Source organism: Mycolicibacterium holsaticum DSM 44478 = JCM 12374 (assembly GCF_019645835.1).
GTDB classification, from domain to species: Bacteria; Actinomycetota; Actinomycetes; order Mycobacteriales; family Mycobacteriaceae; genus Mycobacterium; species Mycobacterium holsaticum.
Genome location: NZ_CP080998.1, coordinates 3568392 through 3589160 on the forward strand (window position 1 = coordinate 3568392; position 20769 = coordinate 3589160).

23 protein-coding genes are annotated in these 20769 nt (G+C 68.0%); 7 read left to right on the plus strand and 16 right to left on the minus strand.

What is annotated here, in order from left to right; all coding sequences use genetic code 11:
• Nucleotides 1–19 precede the first annotated feature (19 nt).
• Both K3U96_RS17345 and K3U96_RS17350 read left to right on the plus strand, forming a co-directional pair.
• On the plus strand, nucleotides 20–421 hold the full coding sequence (locus K3U96_RS17345) for an MmcQ/YjbR family DNA-binding protein (protein ID WP_069408086.1): 402 nt from the start codon (nucleotides 20–22) through the stop codon (nucleotides 419–421).
• 38 nt (nucleotides 422–459) lie between these two features.
• Nucleotides 460–2064, plus strand: a complete 1605-nt coding sequence (locus tag K3U96_RS17350; RefSeq protein WP_220690519.1) for a 4-coumarate--CoA ligase family protein — start codon at nucleotides 460–462, stop codon at nucleotides 2062–2064.
• 7 nt (nucleotides 2065–2071) lie between these two features.
• Here K3U96_RS17350 and K3U96_RS17355 read toward each other — a convergent pair whose 3' ends face one another.
• The 4 genes from K3U96_RS17355 to K3U96_RS17370 all read right to left on the minus strand — a co-directional run bounded on the left by K3U96_RS17355 (nucleotide 2072) and on the right by K3U96_RS17370 (nucleotide 4902).
• The gene (locus K3U96_RS17355) at nucleotides 2072–2857 is read right to left on the minus strand and encodes a hypothetical protein (RefSeq protein WP_220690520.1); all 786 of its coding nucleotides are present in this window, start codon (nucleotides 2855–2857) and stop codon (nucleotides 2072–2074) included.
• Between the two features lie 119 nt (nucleotides 2858–2976).
• On the minus strand, nucleotides 2977–3306 hold the full coding sequence (locus K3U96_RS17360) for an ArsR/SmtB family transcription factor (protein WP_084223804.1): 330 nt from the start codon (nucleotides 3304–3306) through the stop codon (nucleotides 2977–2979).
• Nucleotides 3303–3788, minus strand: coding sequence for an SRPBCC family protein (locus K3U96_RS17365; protein WP_069408014.1), 486 nt, complete (start codon nucleotides 3786–3788; stop codon nucleotides 3303–3305). Before K3U96_RS17365 ends, K3U96_RS17360 begins: the two co-directional genes overlap by 4 nt.
• Before the next feature lie 103 nt (nucleotides 3789–3891).
• Nucleotides 3892–4902: a uroporphyrinogen decarboxylase/cobalamine-independent methonine synthase family protein gene (locus tag K3U96_RS17370; RefSeq protein WP_220690521.1), complete on the minus strand. Its 1011-nt coding sequence runs from the start codon at nucleotides 4900–4902 to the stop codon at nucleotides 3892–3894.
• Between the two features lie 56 nt (nucleotides 4903–4958).
• On the opposite strand from K3U96_RS17370, the gene K3U96_RS17375 reads away from it, so the two are divergent.
• Nucleotides 4959–5588: a sensor domain-containing protein gene (locus tag K3U96_RS17375; protein WP_069408012.1), complete on the plus strand. Its 630-nt coding sequence runs from the start codon at nucleotides 4959–4961 to the stop codon at nucleotides 5586–5588.
• Here K3U96_RS17375 and K3U96_RS17380 read toward each other — a convergent pair.
• Genes K3U96_RS17380 through fdxA form a run of 3 tightly spaced genes read right to left on the minus strand, consistent with a single transcriptional unit; the run spans nucleotide 5585 to nucleotide 6880 of the window.
• Nucleotides 5585–5881 carry a hypothetical protein gene (locus tag K3U96_RS17380; protein ID WP_220690522.1) on the minus strand — a complete coding sequence of 99 codons (297 nt, stop codon included), beginning with the start codon at nucleotides 5879–5881 and terminating at the stop codon, nucleotides 5585–5587. The two genes, K3U96_RS17375 and K3U96_RS17380, sit on opposite strands and share 4 nt — an antisense overlap.
• 10 nt (nucleotides 5882–5891) lie before the next feature.
• Complete coding sequence (locus K3U96_RS17385) at nucleotides 5892–6536, minus strand: helix-turn-helix transcriptional regulator (protein ID WP_220690523.1); 645 nt, start codon at nucleotides 6534–6536, stop codon at nucleotides 5892–5894.
• Nucleotides 6536–6880 (minus strand): ferredoxin, encoded by a 345-nt coding sequence (gene fdxA / locus K3U96_RS17390; RefSeq protein ID WP_069408009.1) that lies wholly within the window; start codon nucleotides 6878–6880, stop codon nucleotides 6536–6538. The genes K3U96_RS17385 and fdxA overlap by 1 nt, the downstream gene beginning before the upstream one ends.
• 161 nt (nucleotides 6881–7041) lie before the next feature.
• Here fdxA and ctaD point away from each other — a divergent pair, with 161 nt between their 5' ends.
• Nucleotides 7042–8736: an aa3-type cytochrome oxidase subunit I gene (gene ctaD, locus K3U96_RS17395; RefSeq protein ID WP_220690524.1), complete on the plus strand. Its 1695-nt coding sequence runs from the start codon at nucleotides 7042–7044 to the stop codon at nucleotides 8734–8736.
• A 9-nt stretch (nucleotides 8737–8745) separates the two neighbouring features.
• Here the strand turns inward: ctaD and K3U96_RS17400 are convergent, their stop codons facing one another.
• The 8 genes from K3U96_RS17400 to K3U96_RS17435 all read right to left on the minus strand — a co-directional run bounded on the left by K3U96_RS17400 (nucleotide 8746) and on the right by K3U96_RS17435 (nucleotide 15948).
• On the minus strand, nucleotides 8746–9192 hold the full coding sequence (locus K3U96_RS17400) for a hypothetical protein (RefSeq protein ID WP_220690525.1): 447 nt from the start codon (nucleotides 9190–9192) through the stop codon (nucleotides 8746–8748).
• A complete protein-coding gene (locus K3U96_RS17405; RefSeq protein WP_220690526.1) occupies nucleotides 9185–9889 on the minus strand; it encodes a helix-turn-helix transcriptional regulator in 705 nt (234 codons plus the stop codon). The genes K3U96_RS17400 and K3U96_RS17405 overlap by 8 nt, the downstream gene beginning before the upstream one ends.
• Before the next feature lie 82 nt (nucleotides 9890–9971).
• The gene (gene mnmA, locus K3U96_RS17410; protein ID WP_220690527.1) at nucleotides 9972–11039 is read right to left on the minus strand and encodes a tRNA 2-thiouridine(34) synthase MnmA; all 1068 of its coding nucleotides are present in this window, start codon (nucleotides 11037–11039) and stop codon (nucleotides 9972–9974) included.
• Nucleotides 11039–12271, minus strand: a complete 1233-nt coding sequence (locus K3U96_RS17415) for a cysteine desulfurase family protein (RefSeq protein ID WP_220690528.1) — start codon at nucleotides 12269–12271, stop codon at nucleotides 11039–11041. Before K3U96_RS17415 ends, mnmA begins: the two co-directional genes overlap by 1 nt.
• Nucleotides 12272–12611: 340 nt before the next feature.
• Nucleotides 12612–13265 (minus strand): nitroreductase, encoded by a 654-nt coding sequence (locus K3U96_RS17420; RefSeq protein ID WP_220690529.1) that lies wholly within the window; start codon nucleotides 13263–13265, stop codon nucleotides 12612–12614.
• Between the two features lie 5 nt (nucleotides 13266–13270).
• Nucleotides 13271–14014 carry an SDR family oxidoreductase gene (locus tag K3U96_RS17425; RefSeq protein WP_220690530.1) on the minus strand — a complete coding sequence of 248 codons (744 nt, stop codon included), beginning with the start codon at nucleotides 14012–14014 and terminating at the stop codon, nucleotides 13271–13273.
• Between the two features lie 155 nt (nucleotides 14015–14169).
• Nucleotides 14170–15126 carry an electron transfer flavoprotein subunit alpha/FixB family protein gene (locus K3U96_RS17430; RefSeq protein WP_069405093.1) on the minus strand — a complete coding sequence of 319 codons (957 nt, stop codon included), beginning with the start codon at nucleotides 15124–15126 and terminating at the stop codon, nucleotides 14170–14172.
• 30 nt (nucleotides 15127–15156) lie between these two features.
• The gene (locus tag K3U96_RS17435; RefSeq protein ID WP_069405094.1) at nucleotides 15157–15948 is read right to left on the minus strand and encodes an electron transfer flavoprotein subunit beta/FixA family protein; all 792 of its coding nucleotides are present in this window, start codon (nucleotides 15946–15948) and stop codon (nucleotides 15157–15159) included.
• A gap of 196 nt (nucleotides 15949–16144) precedes the next feature.
• On the opposite strand from K3U96_RS17435, the gene K3U96_RS17440 reads away from it, so the two are divergent.
• The 3 genes from K3U96_RS17440 (at nucleotide 16145) to K3U96_RS17450 (ending at nucleotide 19852) form a co-directional block, all read left to right on the plus strand.
• Entirely contained in the window at nucleotides 16145–16915 is a 771-nt protein-coding gene (locus K3U96_RS17440) for a class I SAM-dependent methyltransferase (protein ID WP_220690531.1), read from the plus strand.
• Between the two features lie 47 nt (nucleotides 16916–16962).
• Complete coding sequence (locus K3U96_RS17445; protein WP_220693567.1) at nucleotides 16963–18471, plus strand: 1,4-alpha-glucan branching protein domain-containing protein; 1509 nt, start codon at nucleotides 16963–16965, stop codon at nucleotides 18469–18471.
• A gap of 139 nt (nucleotides 18472–18610) precedes the next feature.
• Nucleotides 18611–19852: a glycosyltransferase family 4 protein gene (locus K3U96_RS17450; RefSeq protein WP_110917301.1), complete on the plus strand. Its 1242-nt coding sequence runs from the start codon at nucleotides 18611–18613 to the stop codon at nucleotides 19850–19852.
• 103 nt (nucleotides 19853–19955) lie between these two features.
• Here K3U96_RS17450 and K3U96_RS17455 read toward each other — a convergent pair whose 3' ends face one another.
• Nucleotides 19956–20693: an acyltransferase gene (locus tag K3U96_RS17455; protein ID WP_069405098.1), complete on the minus strand. Its 738-nt coding sequence runs from the start codon at nucleotides 20691–20693 to the stop codon at nucleotides 19956–19958.
• Nucleotides 20694–20769: the final 76 nt, after the last annotated feature.

Below are 20769 nucleotides of genomic sequence, written 5' to 3' on the forward strand. Positions count from 1 at the left end.
AGCCGTTACCCTGTCGGGCATGCCGCACCCGATCATGTTCCGCGACGACGACCTCGGGCTGGCGCAGGTGCGCGAGATCGCGCTGGGATTTCCCGAGGCGTTCGAAAAGGTCTCCTGGGGCAGGCCGGTGTTCTGTGCGCCGAAGATGTTCACCATGTACGGCGGCAGCGCCAAGACCGACACCAAGGGCCAGTACCTGCAATACCCCCATTCGGTCCTGGTCAAGGTCGACGACAGCGAGCGGCGCGCGCTCGAAGCCGACCGGCGCTTCTACTATCCCGCGTACATGGGGCCGTCGGGTTGGCTGGGGCTGGACCTGACCGCGGGAAAGATCGACTGGGCCGAGGTGCGTGAGCTGATCGACGCGTCGTTCCGGATGGTCGCGCCCAAGAAGCTCGTCAAACGCCTCGACGTAGGCTGAGCCGGTAAGTGGCGGACCAGCATTCGATCGGAGGCGTCTTGAGTTTCGCCAGTCCATTTCCCGAAGTCGACATTCCGTCCACCAGCGTCTACGACTATCTGTTCGCCGATATCGCCGAGCACGACCTGGACCGGATCGCGCTGATCGACGCCAAGTCCGGCCGCCAGACCAGCTACCGCGAGATGATCGGCCGCGTCGATGCGTTCGCCGGGGCCCTGGCCGGGCGCGGGATCGGCGTCGGCGACGTCGTCGGGTTGCTGTCGCCGAACAGTTCGGGGTTCGCCGTGGCGTTTCACGGCATCCTGCGCGCCGGTGCGACGGCCACCACGATCAACGCCCTCTACACCGCCAAAGACATCGCCAAACAGTTGGCCGATTCGAAGGCCAGGATGCTGGTCACCGTGACACCGCTGCTGGCGCAGGCACAAGAAGGTGCGGCGGCCGCAGGCATCCGGCCCGAGAACATCGTCGTACTCGACGGGGACGGCCTGGCCGCCACCGGACATCCCAACGCCGCCGATCTGATGGATCCGGGCCTGCCTGCGCCCGACGTCAGCTTCGCGCCGTCGTCGCATCTGGCGGTGCTGCCCTACAGTTCCGGCACGACCGGCAACCCCAAGGGCGTGATGCTCACGCACCGCAACCTGGTGGCCAACGTCGCGCAGATCCGGCCGTTGCACGGCATGGTCGCCGACGACGCGATCCTCGCGGTGCTGCCGTTCTTTCACATCTACGGGATGACGGTGCTGCTCAACGCCGCACTGCATGCGCGTGCCCGGTTGGTGATCATGGGCAGCTTCGACCTGGGCGACTTCCTGGCCAACATCGCCGACCACAAGTGCACGATCGCGTTCATCGCGCCGCCGGTCGCGGTGGCGCTGGCCAAGCATCCGTTGGTCGACGAGTACGACCTGTCGTCGCTGAACACCGTGATGTCGGGCGCCGCTCCGCTGGACGCCGACCTCGGACACGCCGTCGCCAAGCGGTTGGGCTGCACCGTCGTTCAGGGCTACGGGATGAGCGAGCTCAGCCCGGTCAGCCACATCACCCCGTTCGACGGCGGACTGCACGAGATGGGAATGGTCGCGCCGCTGAGCTCGGTCGGGTGGACGGTGTCCAACGGGGCGTCCAAGCTTGTCGACCCCGAGACCGGTGACGAAATCGCCCCGCCCGCAGAGGGTCTCAGTAAAACAGGTGAACTCTGGTTCAAGGGCCCCAACGTGATGACCGGTTACCTCGGGAACGAGGCGGCCACCAGGGCGACCATCGACGACGAGGGCTGGCTGCACACCGGTGATATGGCGCAGATCGATGCGGACGGGTGCGTGTACATCGTCGACCGCCTCAAGGAGCTGATCAAGTACAAGGGCTATCAGGTGCCGCCAGCCGAACTCGAGGCGGTGCTGCTGGGCCATCCCGGGGTCGCCGACGCGGCGGTGGTCGGGGTGCCCGACGCCGACGGCGAAGAAGTGCCCAAGGCGTTCGTGGTCAAGCAACCCGGTGCACAGCTGACCGAGGCCGAGGTGATGGAGTTCGTGGCCGGTCAGGTCGCGCCGTACAAGAAGGTGCGTCAGGTGGCGTTCATCGACGCGGTGCCCAAGTCCGCGTCGGGCAAGATCCTGCGCAAGGACCTGCGCGGCTGACGTCGGGTCAGCGGATCCGCTCGGCCGTCTGCGCCGCGCGCGCCTGCCGGTAGCCCAACGCCGCACCGGCCGCGGGGATCAGCAGCAGTCCGGCGATCCCCCACAACGAATTCCAGTCGGCCGTCGGGGCGACGGGCAGCGGCCTCGGCATGGCGGGCGGCGCGTGGAAGCGGTGCACCCAGGCCGCCGGAGGGGGCGGCGGCTCAGGCGGCGGTGCGGGCGCAGACGACGGACTGGCGGGCGCCCGCGCGGGCGCCTGCCAACGCGGCGCCGGATTTCTACTCGGCAGGCCGGGTTCGCGGCCGTTGCCGACCGTCACCCGGGGCGGCCGCAACGCGTCGACGGGTCCGGCCGCCGGCCGGGAGCCGCCGCCGTCGGTCACGCGCCCCGGGGCCAGGATGGCGGCCGGCGCGTCGACGGCTGGGCTGTCGGTGACGGCCGGGCGGTCGGCAAGCGCGGGCGGGTCCTCGGCGACCGGCCCGCGGGCGTCGGCGCCGGCCCGCGCGCTCGGCGCCGGCCGCTGGAGGTCCTCGCGGCCGGAACCGACGCGGGACTGAGGTCGGTCGCCGCCGTTGCCCCGGTATGCGTTGCCGGCGTCGTGGCGATCGCCGCGGTTGGGCTGCTGGCTCTTCGAGCTGGATCCACGATCAGAGCTGGATCCGCGATCCGAGCCCCCACCGCGGGAGCCACCACCCGGATCCGCCGTGACGGCCGCCGCACCGGGCCCGCCGATCAGGAGGAACACCGCTACGGCGCCAACACCTGCGGCCAGGCGTGGATTCAAGCGGGCCACAATTTCTCTCCCGGCGGTGGCAAAGACGACTCGACGATGGGCTGAGAGGATTGTCGCACGCGGGGGCCCCGAACACCGGCGGTCTGACCGAACACACGCAAATTGTCGAGCGTGGCGCGCTATTCGTCTTCGACGTAGGCCCGCAACCGGTCGATCGCGCGATCCCAGCGTCGCGACAAACCCGTCAAATATTCGCTGGCGTCGGCCAACGGCTCGGGCCGGACCCGCCAGATGCGTTCCCTGCCGCGACGCTGGCTGCTCACCAGGCCGACGGTTTCCAACAGCACGAGGTGTTTGGTCGCCGCCTGCCGGGTGACCGACACCGCCTGCGTCACCTCGGTCGTCGAGCACGGCCCGCCGTCACACAGGCGGGTGATGATCCGCAGCCGGTTCGGGTCACCCAGCGCATCGAACACCGGTGCCCGCTCGACCACGGCCGAGGCGCTCACACCGTCTCGCTCATCGCGACGAACCTGCGCACGAGTTCGGTCTGCGCCGCCCACCCCGCGCTGTTGTCCTCGAACGCCGCCGCACGACGATCCGCAGGTATGGCGTCGAACCCGGACTCGACGATGCGCAACAACACCCCGTCGGCGGTCTCCTGCAGCGTGAATTCGACGAGCGTGGTGGGACCGTCGTCGCCGTCTGCGACATGGTAGGGACGCCAGCGGTAGGCCAGTCGTCGCGGTGGCTCCACCGCGACGATCCACCACGTGTCCGCCGTACCCTCGTACGGCTCTTGGCTTCTGGCGACATCATCGTCGACCGTCGTCGGCGTCATGACGCCGGTGAGCGCGGCGCCCTCGACGAACGGCCCGTCGAAGCGGACCCCGAACCACCGGCCGAACTCGTCGGCGTCGCTGATCGCCCGCCAGACCCGCTCCAGCGGCGCCTTCAGCACGACTTGCTTTTCGATTCGATCCGAACTCATGCGCAACCTCCTGGTTGCGTATCACGGTAAGCGGTGCGCCGGTCATGCGCAACCCCGCGGTTGCGTTTTTTCTGAGCGGCGGGCGAGGCGACGCCGGGTCGCGTCAGACCGCGTCGGGATCCTCGGCGAACGCGTCGGCGACCTTCTGTGCCAACTCGACGGTGGTGCGCGCCCACTGCGGGGTGGCCCCTGCCAGCCCACAGGCCGGGGTGATACCGATCCGTTCGCGCAGCACCGACCGGTCGAACCCGAGCCGGTCGGTGACGGCGGCCGCGGCCTTGGCGATCTCCTCGACGTCTGGGCGGGCGGGCGGGGTCGTGGCGGGAACGACACCCAGCAGCACCGCGCGACCCGCTTCGACGAACTCGCCGATACCGTCGAGATCGGCGGCGGTCAGTGTGGCCACATCCACCGCGACCGCTGGTATTACGGTGCGCTGCAACAGGTTCCAAGGTAGCTCAGAAGCGCAGCTGTGCAGCATGACGTCGGCGCCCACGGCGTTCACGCAGTTCTCGAAAAGCCCGATGGCCACCGACTCGTCGACCGGGTGCACGGGGGTCAGGCTGGTCACCCCGGTCAGCCGGCCGTGCAGGGCGTCGGGCAACAGGGGTTCGTCGAACTGCACGGCGACGGCGGTGTCCAGCCGCCTGGCCAGCTGTGCGCGGTGCGCGGCCACCCCTTCGGCCAACGAGGCGGTCAGATCACGCAGCGCACCCCGGTCGGTGATGGCACGGTGGCCGTTTGGCAGCTCGAGTTGGGCCGCGAGCGTGATCGGTCCCGGCGCCTGCACCTTGACCGTGCGCGACCCGCCCCGTAGCCCCGCCTTCTCCCACGCTTCTTCGAACGCGTCGATGTCTTCGTCGAGCAGGCTCATCGAGCGCCGAGCCACAGCACTGCGACCCGAGGCGATGCGATAGCCGCGCGGCACGGTGTCGATGCCGATATCGACGAGCAACGCCGCCGCGCGACCGATCATGTCGGCGCCTACGCCGCGGGCGGGTAACTCGACCAGGTGCGGCAGGGTGTGCAGTTCCCCGACGATTACCTCCGCGGCCTGACGCGCCGATGTTCCTGGCCAGGATCCGATACCGGTCGCCGCCGCGAAAACGCTCACTCGTTTGACAGTATGCGATCGGGCTAACCTCGTTCCGGAAGGGCGGAGGCAAGGCCATGCGAGTGGTCCTGTGGTGTGCAGCGGCGCTGATGCTTGCGGGCTGCACACAGACGGTCAGCGGCGGCGCCGTGCGGGCCGTCCCGGGTATCGACGACGATTCGTTGTCCCCGTTGGACGTCGACACCATCATGCTCGACCAGTCGCAGATGCGCGCGATCACCGGAGCCGGTGAGGACCTCTCGATCATCCCGAGCATGGACGGCAAGATCCCCGTCGACATCGACCAGTTCACCGATACGACGCCGCCACAGTGCCAATGGATCTTCGCCGAGACCCAGACCTTCGGCCCCGACGTCGAAGAGTTCCACAAGACGACGTTCCAGCATCCGCCCGGCGGCGCCCTGATCTCCCAGGGGGCCGCCGCATACCGCGACACCGACACCGCACGCCGGGCCTTCGACGATCTTGTCGCACGCGCCGACGGTTGCCGCACAACGCCGTTGGGCCCGATGTTCGTCGGCGACACTACGGTCACGCCGGACTCCCTGCAGACCCGCACCGACAATGGGTGCGGCCGAGACTACCGCGTGAAGAGCGTCGTCCTGGTGGAGGTGACGGCGTGCAGGTTCCCCAGTTCGGTGCCCACCATCGTGATGACCAACATCCTGGCCAAGGTGCCGAACTAGGCGCTGTGGGTGGCGAATTGGCGCCGCATGTCGCGCACGTACTCGTCGTAGGCCGCGGCCACGTCGTCAAGGCCCAACTGTCCGGGTAACTCGTCGAAGCGCTGGCGTTTACCCAGATAGTCGACCGTGGCGGCCACGATGCTCAGTTCGTCGGCGTTGTCTCCGGCGATGCCGAACAGGACTTCCGGGGCGGCGTGCACCCGGATCGTCACCACTTCGTCGTCGTCGACGGCCGCCCGAACGAGATAGTCGTGGTCGCCGAGCGGATCTATGCCGCGCAGATCACCAGCCATCGTTGCTCCCTCAGTTCTCGTCGTTTCCCGCGGCCGGCCCCACCCGGGCGACACAGAGGTCCGGCTCGACGAACGGGTCAAGCCGCTCGACGGCCAACGGCGCCTGCATCGCGGTCAACGCGCCCTGCATCAGCCCGAGATGCAGCGCGCAGACCACCGGCTGGTGGCGATCCACCACCTCCAGGAAAGGACAGTGCCGCAGCCGGATGTCACGCACGGTGCGTTCCGTCGGCTGCTCAGGGCCAAAGCCCACCTCGGCCAGCACATCGACCAGATCGTCGACGGCCTGGCGCGTGTCCCGCGCGTGGTGCTTGGTCAACGTCGTACCCCACGAACGCCCCAATTGGGTGCTTTCCCGTACCGGGTCGCGCGCATGGGCCGCAAAGTAATCCGTCATCACCGCCGCCAACAGCGCGTAGTTCGTGGGCCCGGCCGGGTCCATCCTGCGGCAGGCGCGGTACCGGGCGGGCGGGCGGCCCCGCACGGCGACGCGGTCGGCGACCTGTTCGACCAGCCCGGCCTTCACCAAGGTGTCGAGGTGAAAGCGAATCGTGTTGGGATGCACCCCGATCTCACCTGCCAGGCCGGTGATGCTGCGGGCCTCAGCAGAGTTACGCAACGCGTCCAGAATGCGATCGCGCCGTCCCCGGCGCATCACTCCTCCTGCGGCGGAAGGTTAGCCACCAACTCGGTATCGGCATCGATGGGTCCCAGCTTTGCCGCACCGCCGGGCGAACCGAGCGGCTCACTTCGTCCGGGCAGCGTGTCAGTGAAGAATTTGGCGTTCTCGTCGGTGTAGATCTGCAGCGCGTCGGGCAGGTCGTCCTCGTAGTAGATCGCCTCCACCGGGCACACCGGCTCGCAGGCACCGCAGTCGACACATTCATCGGGGTGGATGTACAGCATGCGCCCGCCCTCGTAGATGCAGTCGACTGGACACTCATCCACGCAGGCACGGTCTTTGACGTCCACACACGGCTGGCCGATTACGTACGTCATACCCCGGACATTACTACAACATCGACTTGTAAGAAACCCCTCCCCCGGAATCGCCCAGAGGATATTTAGAGGACTATAGTCATCTAAATAACCGGCGGTGGTGGAGGGACAGTAATGAGCCAGGTATACGAGAATTCTTGTGCCGCAAGGGGTGATCGCTCATGAGCGTCATCACCGAGCTAGCCCCCTCCAGGGCATTCCCGGAAAGACAAGGCCTGAAGGGTTCGCTGGTCTACAAGTTGCTGACCACGACGGATCCCAAGGTCCTCGGGATCATGTACATCGCGACATCGATCGCGTTCTTCGTGGTCGGCGGGTTGCTGGCGCTGCTGATGCGCACCGAGCTGGCGATGCCGGGGCTACAGTTCCTGTCCAACGAGCAGTACAACCAGCTGTTCACCATGCATGGCACGATCATGCTGCTGCTGTACGCCACACCCATCGTGTTCGGGTTCGCCAACTGCATTCTCCCGCTGCAGATCGGCGCACCCGACGTGGCCTTTCCACGGCTCAACGCGTTCAGCTACTGGTTGTATCTGTTCGGCGCCCTGGTCACGGTGTCGGGGTTCATGACCCCCGGCGGTGCAGCCGATTTCGGCTGGACGGCATACACCCCGCTGTCGAATGCGCTGCACTCCCCTGGCGCGGGCGGTGACCTGTGGCTGATGGGTCTGGCGGTGGCCGGTCTGGGCACCATCCTGGGCGCGGTGAACATGATCACCACCGTGGTGTGCATGCGCGCACCGGGCATGACGATGTTTCGGATGCCGATCTTCACGTGGAACATCCTGGTGACCTCGATCCTGGTGTTGATGGTCTTTCCACTGCTGACCGCGGCGTTGTTCGGGTTGGCCTACGACCGTCACCTCGGCGGGCACATCTACGACCCGGCCAACGGAGGCGTCATCCTCTGGCAGCACCTGTTTTGGTTCTTCGGCCATCCCGAGGTGTACATCGTGGCGATCCCGTTCTTCGGCATCGTCACCGAGATCTTCCCGGTGTTCTCCCGCAAGCCGATCTTCGGCTACACCACGCTGATCTATGCCACCGTCGGCATCGCGGCGCTGTCCACCGCGGTGTGGGCGCACCATATGTTCGCCACCGGTGCCGTGCTGCTGCCGTTCTTCTCGTTCATGTCCTATCTGATCGCGGTGCCCACCGGCATCAAGTTCTTCAACTGGATCGGCACGATGTGGAAGGGCCAGTTGACCTTTGAAACGCCGATGCTGTTCTCGGTGGGCTTCCTGCTGACATTCCTACTCGGTGGCCTGTCCGGGGTGATGCTGGCCAGCCCGCCGCTGGACTTCCACGTCACCGACACGTACTTCCTTGTCGCGCACTTCCACTACGTGCTGTTCGGCACCATCGTGTTCGCCACCTACGCCGGCATCTACTTCTGGTTCCCGAAGATGACCGGACGAATGCTCGACGAACGACTCGGCAAGCTGCACTTCTGGTTGACGTTCATCGGCTTCCACACCACGTTCCTGGTGCAGCACTGGCTGGGTAACGAGGGCATGCCGCGCCGCTACGCCGACTACCTGCCCACCGACGGGTTCACCACGCTCAACGTCGTATCGACGATCGGCGCGTTCACGTTGGGGATATCGATGCTGCCGTTCGTGTGGAACCTGTTCAAGAGCTGGCGCTACGGCGAACCGGTCACCGTGGACGACCCGTGGGGCTACGGCAACTCGCTGGAATGGGCCACCACGTGCCCGCCGCCGCGGCACAACTTCACCGAGCTGCCCCGGATCCGTTCGGAGCGGCCCGCGTTCGAGCTGCACTACCCGCACATGGTCGAGCGGGTCCGCACTGAGTCACACATCGGCAGGCGCAGCCCGAGCGCGCACTGACGCCGGCCCTCAGACCAGGTACTCGACCACCCGCGACGTCAACACCAGAGCCAGTGCGATGAGCACGCCGACCTTGACCAGTTCGAAGGCGACGTAGACATAGTGCATGTTCGAGCGGGGCAGCCTCTCACCGGCGAGCACCCGGTTAGAGCGCTTGGTCAGCGGTGGACGCACGAAGATCACCTGAATCGCCAGCACCGCCGCGGCCACCAGCACCAGGATCCATACCACCGTTGACGGTTTGGCGATCAGGATAGCCACCAAAAGCACGACAGCAAGCACGATTTCGACACCGTTGAGGGCTTTGAACACGCGACGTCCGATGCCGAGCCCGATCGGCAGGGTCACGCCGGGCGCGCCGAACTTCAGCGGTGCCTCCAAAAACGATATGGCCAGCACCATGCCGAGCCACAGCACCGGCACGAGCAGTTGCACATATCCAGCAGCTTCAGTCATTTGACACCAACCTCGCCAGGCAGAGTTCGGGCTCGACGAACGGCTCGAGCTCCGCGGACATCCCCGTATCGCGTACCAGCCCGGCCAGCACCCCGCGGTGAAGGCCGCAGCCCACCTCGGGGTGCGAGCGTGCCAGTTCGCGGATCGGGCAGGCATGCAGCATGATCACCCGTTCACGCTTCGCGCGTGAGCGCTTCGGGGTCAGCAGTTCGGGCGCGAAACCCATGCGGGCAAAGACTTTGGACGCCGCAACCGCCAGACGATCGACTGCGTGGTCGGCGCCGTTGCGGGCGGTCCCGGCGTCCGCCGTGAACACCGCGGCCATCTGGTTCGCCCAGCGCCGTCCCGCACGCTCGGCCCGCTCGCGGCGGGTCTCCTCGGTCCTGCCGAGCTCCATCGCCAAGACTTCGGCGAGAACCCGGTAGTCCAGCCGCTCCTCCACCGCCACATAACCGGTCCGCGGCCGTCCCGCTCCGCTGCGGGGTAACCGCGTGCGCACGACCGCACCCTCGTCACACAACGCGTCGAGGTGAAAGCGCACCGTCGTTACGTGCAGACCGATCTGCGTAGCGATTTCGGCGGCGTCCATCGCACCGTCGTACTTGCGCAGCAGATGCAGCACGCGTTCGCGTTGCCTGTTGCGCGGTAGGCGATCTCGTCGCGGTCGCGCCGGCGCTGCATGGACTTCCTCGCCCACCGGATGGCCTCCGCTCGCGAATTTAACGGATGTGACTCATTTATATTAGCCGCTATCCGACGACGGAACCACCGTCGCAGCGTCACCGACGGATGGTCGCGCTCCCGAGAACCTCGTCTCCCTGCGGGTCCGTGCGGTAGAGCACCATCGTCTGTCCCGGGGCCACCCCGCGCAGCGGAGCGCGCAGATCGACCACCAACTGCCCGTCACGCAGTTGCGCGACGCCGTCGGCGATCCCGCCGTGCGCGCGCACCTGTACCGCGCACTCCACCGGCCCGGCGGGTGCGACGCCGGAGGTGAACACGGGACTTTCGCCGGTCAATGTCCAGATATCCAGATCCGCGGCCTCGCCGACATAGACGGTGCTGGTTTCGGCGTCGATGCCGGTGACGTAGCGCGGCCGGCCGTCGGGGCCGGGCCCGGCGATGCCCAGGCCCTTGCGCTGTCCGACGGTGAAACCGTGCACCCCGTCGTGTTCGGCCAGTACCGTGCCGCCCGCGTCGACCACGGCGCCTCTGCGCACGCCGATGCGTGCGCCCAGAAACGCCCGGGTGTCCCCGGACGGGATGAAGCAGATGTCGTGGCTGTCGGGTTTGTCGGCGACCGCGAGCCCGCGACGCGCGGCCTCCTCGCGGATCTGGGCCTTCGGCGTATCACCGATGGGGAACAGCGCGTGACGCAGCTGCTCGGCGGTCAACACACCGAGCACGTAGGACTGGTCCTTGTCGTAATCGACCGCGCGGCGCAGCCTGCCGTCGACGAGCCGGGCGTAGTGGCCGGTGGCCACCGCGTCGAAACCCAGCGCCAGCGCACGGGCGGCCAACGCGGAGAACTTGATTCGTTCGTTGCACCGCACACACGGGTTCGGCGTCTCACCGCGCGCGTAAGCGGACACGAAGTCGTCGATAACGTCATCTGCGAAGCGGTCGGCGAAATCCCAAACGTAGAACGGGATGTCGAGCACATCGGCGACGCGACGGGCATCCCCGGCGTCTTCCTTCGAGCAACAACCGCGCGATCCGGTGCGCAGCGTGCCAGGCGCGGCCGACAGCGCCAGGTGCACGCCGACGACGTCGTGGCTGGCGTCGACCATCCGGGCGGCGGCAACCGAAGAGTCCACCCCACCGCTCATCGCCACGAGTACGCGCATTAGTCCAGCGCTCCCGAACTCGCCAGCACCGCCTGCCGGGCTCGCTTCACCGCGGCGGGCAGCACGGCAAGGGCGGCGTCGACGTCCGCCTCGGTGCTGGTGTGCCCCAGCGAAAACCGCAGCGACCCTCTGGCGTTGGCCGGGTCGCTGCCCATCGCGATCAGCACGTGGGACGGCTGCGCCACCCCTGCGGTGCACGCCGAACCCGTCGAACATTCGATTCCCTTGGCGTCCAGCAGCATCAACAACGAGTCGCCCTCGCAGCCACGGAAGGTGAAGTGCGTGTTGCCCGGCAACCTGCCGGCCCCACCCGCCCCGTTGAGATGTGCGTCGTCGATGGTGGACAGCACACCGTCGATCAACCTGTCCCGCAGTCGGGTCACCCGCGCGCTGTGCGCGTCGAGTCCTTCGACGGCCACCTTGGCCGCCGCGGCCATCGCCACCGCGCCGGCGACGTGCGGTGTGCCGGAACGGACATCGCGTTCCTGACCGCCGCCGTGCAGCAGCGGAACGCAGGCGGTGTCTCGGCGCAGCAGCAACGCGCCGACCCCGGTGGGCCCGCCGAACTTGTGTGCGGTGACGCTCATCGCCGACAGTCCACTGGCCGCGAAGTCGACCGGGATCTGGCCGACGGCCTGCACCGCGTCGCTGTGCATCGGCACGCCGAACTCGGCTGCCACCGAGGCCAGTTCAGCGATCGGCATGATGGTGCCGACCTCGTTGTTGGCCCACATCACCGAGACGAGAGCGACGTCGTCGTTGCGCTGCAGGATGTCTCGTAACGCGCTCGATGTCACCGATCCGTCCGGCTGCACCGGCAGCCAGCTCACCTCGGCGCCTTCGTGCTCGACAAGCCATTCCACCGCGTCCAGCACGGCGTGGTGCTCGACGGGCGTGGTGACGATGCGGCGACGACGGGGTTCGGCGTCACGGCGGGCCCAGAAGATGCCCTTGACGGCCAGGTTGTCACTTTCGGTGCCGCCCGCGGTGAAGATCACCTCCGACGGCCGCGCGCCCAGCACGAGGGCCAGCGCCTCGCGCGCCTCCTCCATCCGGCGGCGTGCCACCCGGCCGGTGCCGTGCAGCGACGATGCGTTGCCGACGGTCGCCAGCACCGCCGTCATCGCCTCGATGGCAGCGGGGTGCATCGGGGTGGTGGCGGCGTGATCGAGGTAGACCGGCCCTGATGAGCCCCTCGGGCGAAGGGCATCCGGCGTCGTCGGCGAGGTCATAACCGTTCAAGTCTAGCGGCCGGGTGCGCATGCTCCGGGTCCCGCGGTCAGGCCGCCAGCAGGTGACCGGGCCCGCCCAGCACGCACCGCCGATTCGCCACGGGCGGCCAGGCCGCGCCGGTTCGGCCGCCGTCAAGCGCAGCGACGCCACCCGCGCCCCGCGACGGTGCGCGGCGCGGTCATCAGGCGCGGGACGGAGGCCGGCAGCGTGTCGTCGCCGATCGCGGCGGCGCTTCGGCACGGCCGACCCGATGGGACCCGAAGCGGAACTGCGAATCGGCATGCCCGACACGGTGATTCGTACACCGTGGCACCGCGTGCCCGACGACGAGTCGGCCTTTCAGGACTCCCGGAACACCACGTTGGCCGCCACGGCGTTGCGCGGGGTGTACAGCTGGTTGGCCGGAAAGCCCGGGTCGGGATAGCCGACGGCAAGCCCACAGATCGGGGTGAGCTCGTCGGGGATGTCCAGCTCGGCGTGCAGGGTTTCCGGGAAGTGCGCGATCGAGGCCTGCACGCAGGTGCCGAGCCCGCGTTCGGTGAGGGCGAGCAACAGCGTCTGCAGAAACATCCCGACCCCGACCGCGTCGGCCAGACCGAGCTCGCGGTGCATACACACCACCCCGGCCACGGGCGCCCGGAAGAACTCCCAGTTGCGCAGCCGGGCGCGCTGCCTGCCCTCGCGATCGTCCCTGGCGACTCCCATCGCGCCGTACACCAGCGCCCCGAACTCGTAGCGCAGCGGCGCGAAGCTTTCCGGGATGCCCACGGTCTCCGGGAACCCGCGCACCGCCTGCTCCAGCAGTGCCGCGACCAGCCGGTCGCGCCGGGGTCCGGACGTCAGGAACAGTCGCCACGGCTGAAGGTTCGTGTTCGAGGGGGCGCGCATGGCCAGAGCGAGGGCTTCGTCGAGCAGCTCTCGGGGCACCGGCTTGTCCGGCAGGAACATCCGGGTCGAACGGCGTTGCCCGATCACGTCCGTCAGCGCGCTCATGGCCGCTACCGGCTGGCCATCCAGTCGGCGAACCGGATCGGCGCGATCGTGGCGTCGTCGCCGGTGACCAGGCTGTGGTCGTCGACCCGGGTGCCGAAGTAAGTGGCCGTCGAGTCGACGACGACGGGCCGGTCGTCACCTTTGGCGCTCAGCACCGCGCGGGCCAGATCGGCGAACGACAACTTGTCGGGTCCGCCGATGTTGACGTAGCCGTTGCGGGCGGGCGCCATGGCCGCGCGCGCCACCTGCACGGCGACGTCATCGCCTGCGATCGGCTGGATCATCCCGTCGGGCGCATGCACCTGCCCGTCGATCGTCAACGATTCGGTGATGGACTCGGCGAACTCGTCGAACTGGGTGGCCCGCACGATCGTGTACGGCAGCCCCGATTGGCGCAGGATCGTCTCCTGGACGACCTTGGCCCGCATGTAGCCGCTGTCGGGCAGCCCGTCGGCCCCGACGATGGACAACGCCACGTAGTGGTCGACGCCGGCTTCGGCGGCGGCTTTCACCAGGTTGGTGGTCGACGTGGTGAAGAACTGCTTGACGGGTTCGTCCTCGAACGACGGCGAGTTCGTCAGGTCCACCAGCACGTCTGCACCGCTCAGCGCGTCGGCCAGGCCCTCGCCGGTGAGCACGTCCAGCCCGCTTTGACGGGACGCCGACACCACCGTGTGGCCGCCGGCTTCCAGCAGCGGAACCACCTTGGAACCGATGAGCCCGGTGGCGCCGATAACCGTGATCTTCATTTCCGAACACCTTTCGTTGAGTCGCAGAAACAACGCTCGCACGCCGGTGGTCTCGTTTGAACCCTTGAAAATCCGTAGTCCTGACGGTGGCGACCGCAACGCAAAACGCCCCGGCGCAGGGCGTCGGGGCGTTCGCGTGTTGCCGGTCGAGTCGACTATCCCTTGCGGGCCTTGACCGCCTCGGTCAGCTGCGGGGTGACCTTGAACAGGTCACCGACGATGCCCAGGTCGGCGATCTCGAAGATCGGCGCCTCCTCGTCCTTGTTCACCGCGATGATCGTCTTCGACGTCTGCATACCCGCGCGGTGCTGGATGGCACCGGAAATGCCCAGCGCGATGTAGAGCTGCGGCGAAACGGTCTTACCGGTCTGGCCCACCTGGAACTGGCCCGGGTAGTAGCCGGAGTCGACCGCGGCGCGCGACGCACCGACGGCGCCGCCGAGCGCGTCGGCCAGCTCCTCGACGACCGTGAAGTTCTCGGCGCTGCCGACACCGCGACCGCCGGAGACGACGACCGTGGCCTCGGTGAGCTCCGGACGGTCGCCGGCCACCGCGGGTTCACGCTTGGTGATCTTGGTCGCGTTCTCGGCCTGGCCCGGCACCTCGACGCTGACGACCTCGCCGGCGCCCGCGCTCGGCGCGGCCTCCACCGACCCGGGGCGCACGGTGATGACCGCGAGCTCACCGGTGGCCTCGGCCTCGACGGTGTAGGCGCCGCCGAAGATCGAGTGGACGGCCTTGCCGCCCTCCTTGACCTCCACGACGTCGGTCAGCACGCCCGCGCCGGTCCGCGCGGCCAGCCGCCCGGCGATCTCCTTACCGTCGGCCGACGCGGCCAGCAGCACCGCTGCCGGGCCGGCCGATTCGACCAGCGAGGCCAGCACGTCGACGTAGGGGGTGATGAGGTAGTTCTCCGCCTCGTCGGACTCGGCGGTGTAGATCTTGGCCGCGCCGGCCTCCTTGAGCGACTCGACGAGCGGCTCGGCGGTGCCGGGCTTGCCCACCACAACGGCGGACGGCTCACCCAGGGCGCGGGCCGCGGTGATCAGTTCAGCGGTGACCTTCTTGGGGGCACCTTCGGCGTGCTCGACGAGCACAAGTACTTCTGCCATGAGCTTTTGTGTCCTTCTCCGAAGTCGGGGTTAGATGATTTTCTGGGCCACGAGGTACTCGGCGACCTTGGTGCCGCCGTCGCCTTCGTCGGTAACCTTCTCGCCGGCCGTCTTCGGCGGCTTCGGGGTCGAGGACAGCACCTTCGAACCTGCGTTGGCGACGCCGACCTCGTCGGCCTCGACGCCGATGTCGGCGAGCGACAGCGTGGTGACTTCCTTCTTCTTGGCGGCCATGATGCCCTTGAAGGACGGGAAGCGCGGCTCGTTGATCTTCTCGTTGACGCTGATCACGGCGGGCAGCGCAGCCTCCAGCGTGAAGACGCCGTCGTCGGTTTCGCGCTCGCCGGTGACCCTGCCGTCCTCGACCGTCACCTTGCGCAGGTGGGTCAGCTGGGGCAGGCCCAGGTACTCGGCGACGATGGCCGGGACCGCTCCACCGACACCGTCGGTGGCCTCGTTACCGGCGATGACCAGCTCGGTGCCCTCGATGGTGCCCAGTGCGCGCGCCAGCGCCCAGCCGGTCTGCACCATGTCGGAGCCGTGCATGCCGTCGTCGACGAGGTGCACCGCCTTGTCGGCGCCCATCGACAGCGCCTTGCGGATGGCCTCGGTGGCGCGCTCGGGCCCGGCTGTGAGCACTGTCACAGTGCCCTCGCCGCCCTCTTTCTCCTTGATCAGCAGCGCCTCTTCGACGGCGCGCTCGTTGATCTCGTCGAGCACGGCGTCGGCGGCCTCACGGTCGAGGGTGAAGTCGCCGTCGGAGAGCTTGCGCTCCGACCAGGTGTCAGGGACCTGTTTGATCAGGACCACGATGTTCGTCATGAGTCTGGTTCGTCCTCCTTGAAGAGGCCGGAGGGCCGGCCTGCTTTACCACGTTTGAAGCAACTAACACCATGTTACTAGCGAGTAACTTGTGGTGGTTCGCAGGAACACAATAGCGGGTCGAAGTTGGCGTTCTAGCAGCACGTAGGCGGTGAAGCGTTCGTCAGCGAGCCGATTCGGGTTAGCCTGCCTTCCAATGAGCGCATTCGTTACCGGCGGTCCGGACCTTCCCCTTACCGGGGAACGCACGGTTCCGGGCCTGCCGGAGGAGAACTACTGGTTCCGCCGCCACGAGGTGGTGTACCAGCGTCTGGCCGATCGCTGCGCGGGCCGCGACGTTCTCGAAGCGGGGTGCGGCGAGGGCTACGGCGCCGACCTGATCGCCGACGTGGCGCGCCGCGTGATCGGTCTGGACTATGACGAATCGGCGGTCGCCCACGTCCGGGCGCGCTATCCCCGCGTCGAGATGCGGCACGGGAACCTGGCCTCGTTACCGTTGTCCGACGGGGAGGTCGACGTCGTGGTCAACTTCCAGGTGATCGAACATCTCTGGGATCAAGGACAATTCGTCGCCGAGTGTCTGCGGGTGCTGCGTCCCGGCGGTGTGCTGCTGATGTCCACCCCCAACCGCATCACCTTCTCCCCCGGCCGCGACACCCCGGTCAACCCGTTCCACACCCGCGAACTCAACGCCGCGGAGCTGATCGAATTGCTGACAGCAGAAGGGTTTCGGATGGAACGCATGTGCGGGGTCTTCCACGGCGCGCGCCTGCGCGACCTGGATGCCCGTCACGGCGGTTCGATCATCGACGCCCAGATCACCCGCGCCTTGGCGGACGCGCCGTGGCCGGCCGACCTGCTCGCCGACGTCGCGTCGGTGCGTGCCGACGATTTCGATCTCGCCGACGCCGCGGACCGCGACATCGACGGCAGCCTCGACCTGGTGGCAATCGCGGTGCGACCGTGAGGACTTCGACGGGTGAGTTGACTGCCGCCGGCCCGCCGGCTCCGGGGATGTTCACGCTGGTCTTACACACGCATCTGCCCTGGCTGGCCCACCACGGCCGCTGGCCGGTCGGCGAGGAATGGCTCTACCAGTCGTGGTCGGCGGCCTACCTACCGCTGATGCGTGTCCTTCGCGGACTGGCCGCAGAAGGCCGTCGCCGCGTGGTGACGCTCGGCATGACGCCCGTGGTCACCGCGCAACTCGACGATCCGTACTGCCTCACCGGCATGCACCATTGGCTGGCCAACTGGCAGCTGCGCGCGCTGGAGGCGACGACGCTCGGGGCCCCGTTGCGCGAGTTCGGCATTCGCGAACTGGGCGACACCGAGCGCGCGATCGCCGACTTCGAGACGCTGTGGGCGCACGGTGCCAGCCCGCTGCTACGTGAGCTGATCGACGCCGACACCATCGAGTTGCTCGGCGGCCCGCTGGCGCACCCGTTCCAGCCGCTACTCAACCCGCGGCTGCGCGAGTTCGCGCTGCGCGAGGGACTCGCCGATGCCTCGCTGCGATTCGCGCACACCCCGCGCGGTATCTGGGCGCCCGAGTGCGCGTACGCGCCGGGCATGGAAACCGGCTATGCCGCAGCCGGTGTCGGCCACTTCATGGTCGACGGGCCGTCGTTGCACGGGGACACCGCGCTGGGCCGCACCGTCGGCGGGTCCGACGTCGTCGCGTTCGGCAGGGACCTTTCGGTCAGCTACCGGGTGTGGTCGCCCAAGTCGGGCTATCCGGGGCACCCGGCGTACCGCGACTTCCATACCTACGACCACACCACCGGGCTCAAGCCCGCGCGAGTGACCGGCCGCAATGTCGACTCCGAGGACAAGGCGCCCTACGATCCGCAGCGCGCCGAGCGTGCGATCGAGCACCACGTCCAAGATTTCGTCGACGTGGTGCGCCGCCGGCTCATCGACGAGAGCGAACGCATCGGCAGGCCGGCCCACGTGATCGCGGCCTTCGACACCGAGTTGTTCGGCCACTGGTGGTACGAGGGCCCGGCGTGGCTGGCGCGTGTGCTGCGCGCGCTGCCGGAGGCCGGGGTGCGAATCGGCACGTTGTCCGATGCGATCGCCGAGGGCTTCGTGGGTTCTGCGGTCGAATTACCGCCCAGCTCATGGGGTTCGGGTAAGGACTGGCAGGTGTGGGCCGGTGAGCAGGTCGGCGACCTGGTCCACTTGAACAGCGAAGTCGTCGACACCGCGCTGTCCACGGTGGACAAGGCGCTCGGCGAGTTCACCACGTCGGTCGGCGCGCCCACCCCCCGCAGTTTCGTCGCCGATCAGATCCTTCGCGAGACGCTGTTGACGGTCTCCAGCGACTGGCCGTTCATGGTGAGCAAGGACACGGCCGCGGAGTACGCGCGCTACCGTGCGCACCTGCACGCCCACGCCACCCGCGAGATCGCCGACGCCATGGCCGCGGGCCGACCCGACCACGCTCAGCGGCTGGCCGAGGGCTGGAACCGCGCCGACGGACTGTTCGGCGCGCTGGACGCCCGGCGGTTACCCCGATGACCGCCCCCGCCCTCATGCGCGAGCGTGCGTGTTCCCCTCGCAAGCGGCGGTCCCAGCGGCCGACACGCCGTCAATCAGCCGAACTTCACGCACGTCCCCTACTTGCGTGTGGGCCCACGCGCCGCATCGGCGGTGTCAGGTGAAAGTCCTTATGGTGTCGTGGGAGTACCCGCCGGTCGTCGTCGGCGGCCTCGGTCGCCACGTCCACCACTTGGCCACGGCGCTGGCCGACGCAGGACACGAGGTGGTGGTGCTCAGCCGCCGGCCCAGCGGCACCGACCCCAGCAGCCATCCCACGACCGACGACGTCACCGAGGGTGTCCGCGTCGTCGCCGCCGCGCAGGATCCGCACGAGTTCGAATTCGGCACCGACATGATGGCGTGGACGCTGGCGATGGGCCATGCGATGGTGCGCGCCGGGCTGGCGCTCAAGGGCGCCGACACCGAACCCTGGAAGCCCGACGTCGTCCACGCCCACGACTGGCTCGTCGCGCATCCGGCGATCGCCCTTGCCGAATACTACGATGTACCACTGATTTCCACCGTCCACGCCACCGAAGCCGGCAGGCACTCGGGCTGGGTTTCCGGACCGATCAGCCGCCAGGTACACGCGGTGGAGTCCTGGTTGGTTCACGAATCCGACTCGCTGATCACATGTTCGACCTCGATGAGCGACGAGATCACCGAGTTGTTCGGTCCCGGGCTGGCCGAGATCCGGGTGATCCGCAACGGAATCGACGTCGCGCGTTGGCCGTTCGCGCCGCGACGGCCGCGCCAGGGGCCGGCACAGCTGCTGTATCTGGGCCGGCTCGAGTACGAGAAGGGCATCCACGACGCCATCGCCGCGCTGCCCCGCATCCGGCGCACCCACCCCGGCACCACGCTGACCATCGCCGGGACCGGAACCCAGCAGGCGTGGCTCGTCGAACAGGCGCGAAAACACAAGGTGCTCAAGGCCACATCGTTTGTCGGTCACCTCAACCACGACGCCCTGGTCGATCTTCTGCACACCGCCGACGCGGCCGTGCTGCCCAGTCACTACGAACCGTTCGGCATCGTCGCACTGGAGGCGGCCGCCACGGGCACCCCGTTGGTGACCTCCGACGTCGGCGGTTTGGGTGAGGCGGTGATCAACGGCCAGACCGGCATGTCCTATGCCCCGGGCGACATCGCCGGCCTCGCCGCCGCGGTACGCACCGTGCTCGACGACGCGCAGGCCGCCCAGAAGATGGCCGTCGCCGCGCGCGAACGTCTCACCTCAGACTTCGCCTGGAACACCGTCGCCGAGGAGACCGCGCAGGTGTATCTGGCCGCCAAACGCGCTGAGCGCCAACCACACCGCCGACGCACCATCGTCGAGCACGCGCTACCCGACCGCTGACACCGCCCCGCGTGGGCCCACACGCAAGTAGGGGACGTGCGCAAACTTCGCCCACATGACGGCGTGTCGGCCGCAAACCCGCACGCCCGCCGGGAAAGGAAAGTCAGCGCGAGGCTTTTTTACGTTCGATGTCGGCCAGCGCCGCGGCCAGTTCGGCGCGCTGGGCCGCAGACGTCTCCCACGCCAGCCGCCGGTTCTTGACGACCTTGGCAGGCGCGCCGACGGCGATGGAGAAGTCCGGCACCTCGCCCTTGACCACGGCGTGCGAACCGAGCACACACCCGCGCCCGACCGTCGTGTTCCGCAGCACGGTGACCTTGGTGGCGATCCAGGTGTCGGGACCGATGCGCACCGGTCCCTTGACGATGCCCTGGTCCTTGATCGGCACGTTGATGTCGTCCATCTTGTGGTCGAAATCACAGATGTACACCCAGTCGGCCATCAGCACCGAGTCGCCGAACTCGATGTCGAGGTAGGTGTTGATGACGTTGTCGCGGCCGAGGACCACCTTGTCACCGAACCGTAGCGAGCCCTCGTGGCAGCGGATGGTGTTCTTGTCGCCGATGTGCACCCACCGGCCGATCTCCATCGTCGACAGCTCCGGGGTGGCCTGGATTTCCACGCCCTTGCCCAGGAACACCATCCCCCTTGTGATGATGTGCGGGTTGGTGAGCTTGAACTTCAACAACCGCCAATAGCGCACCAGGTACCACGGGGTGTAGGCACGATTGGCCAAAACCCAGCGCAGCGACGCCATCGTCAAGAACCTCGCCTGGCGCGGGTCACGCAGCCGCGACCCCCGCCAGCGCTTGTGCAGCGGAGCGCCCCACATGGTCGTCATGGCCGGAAAGCCTACGCGAGGACTTCGGCCTCGAGCGGTTACCCTCACGTGGGCTTGACGAACTCCCAACGAACTC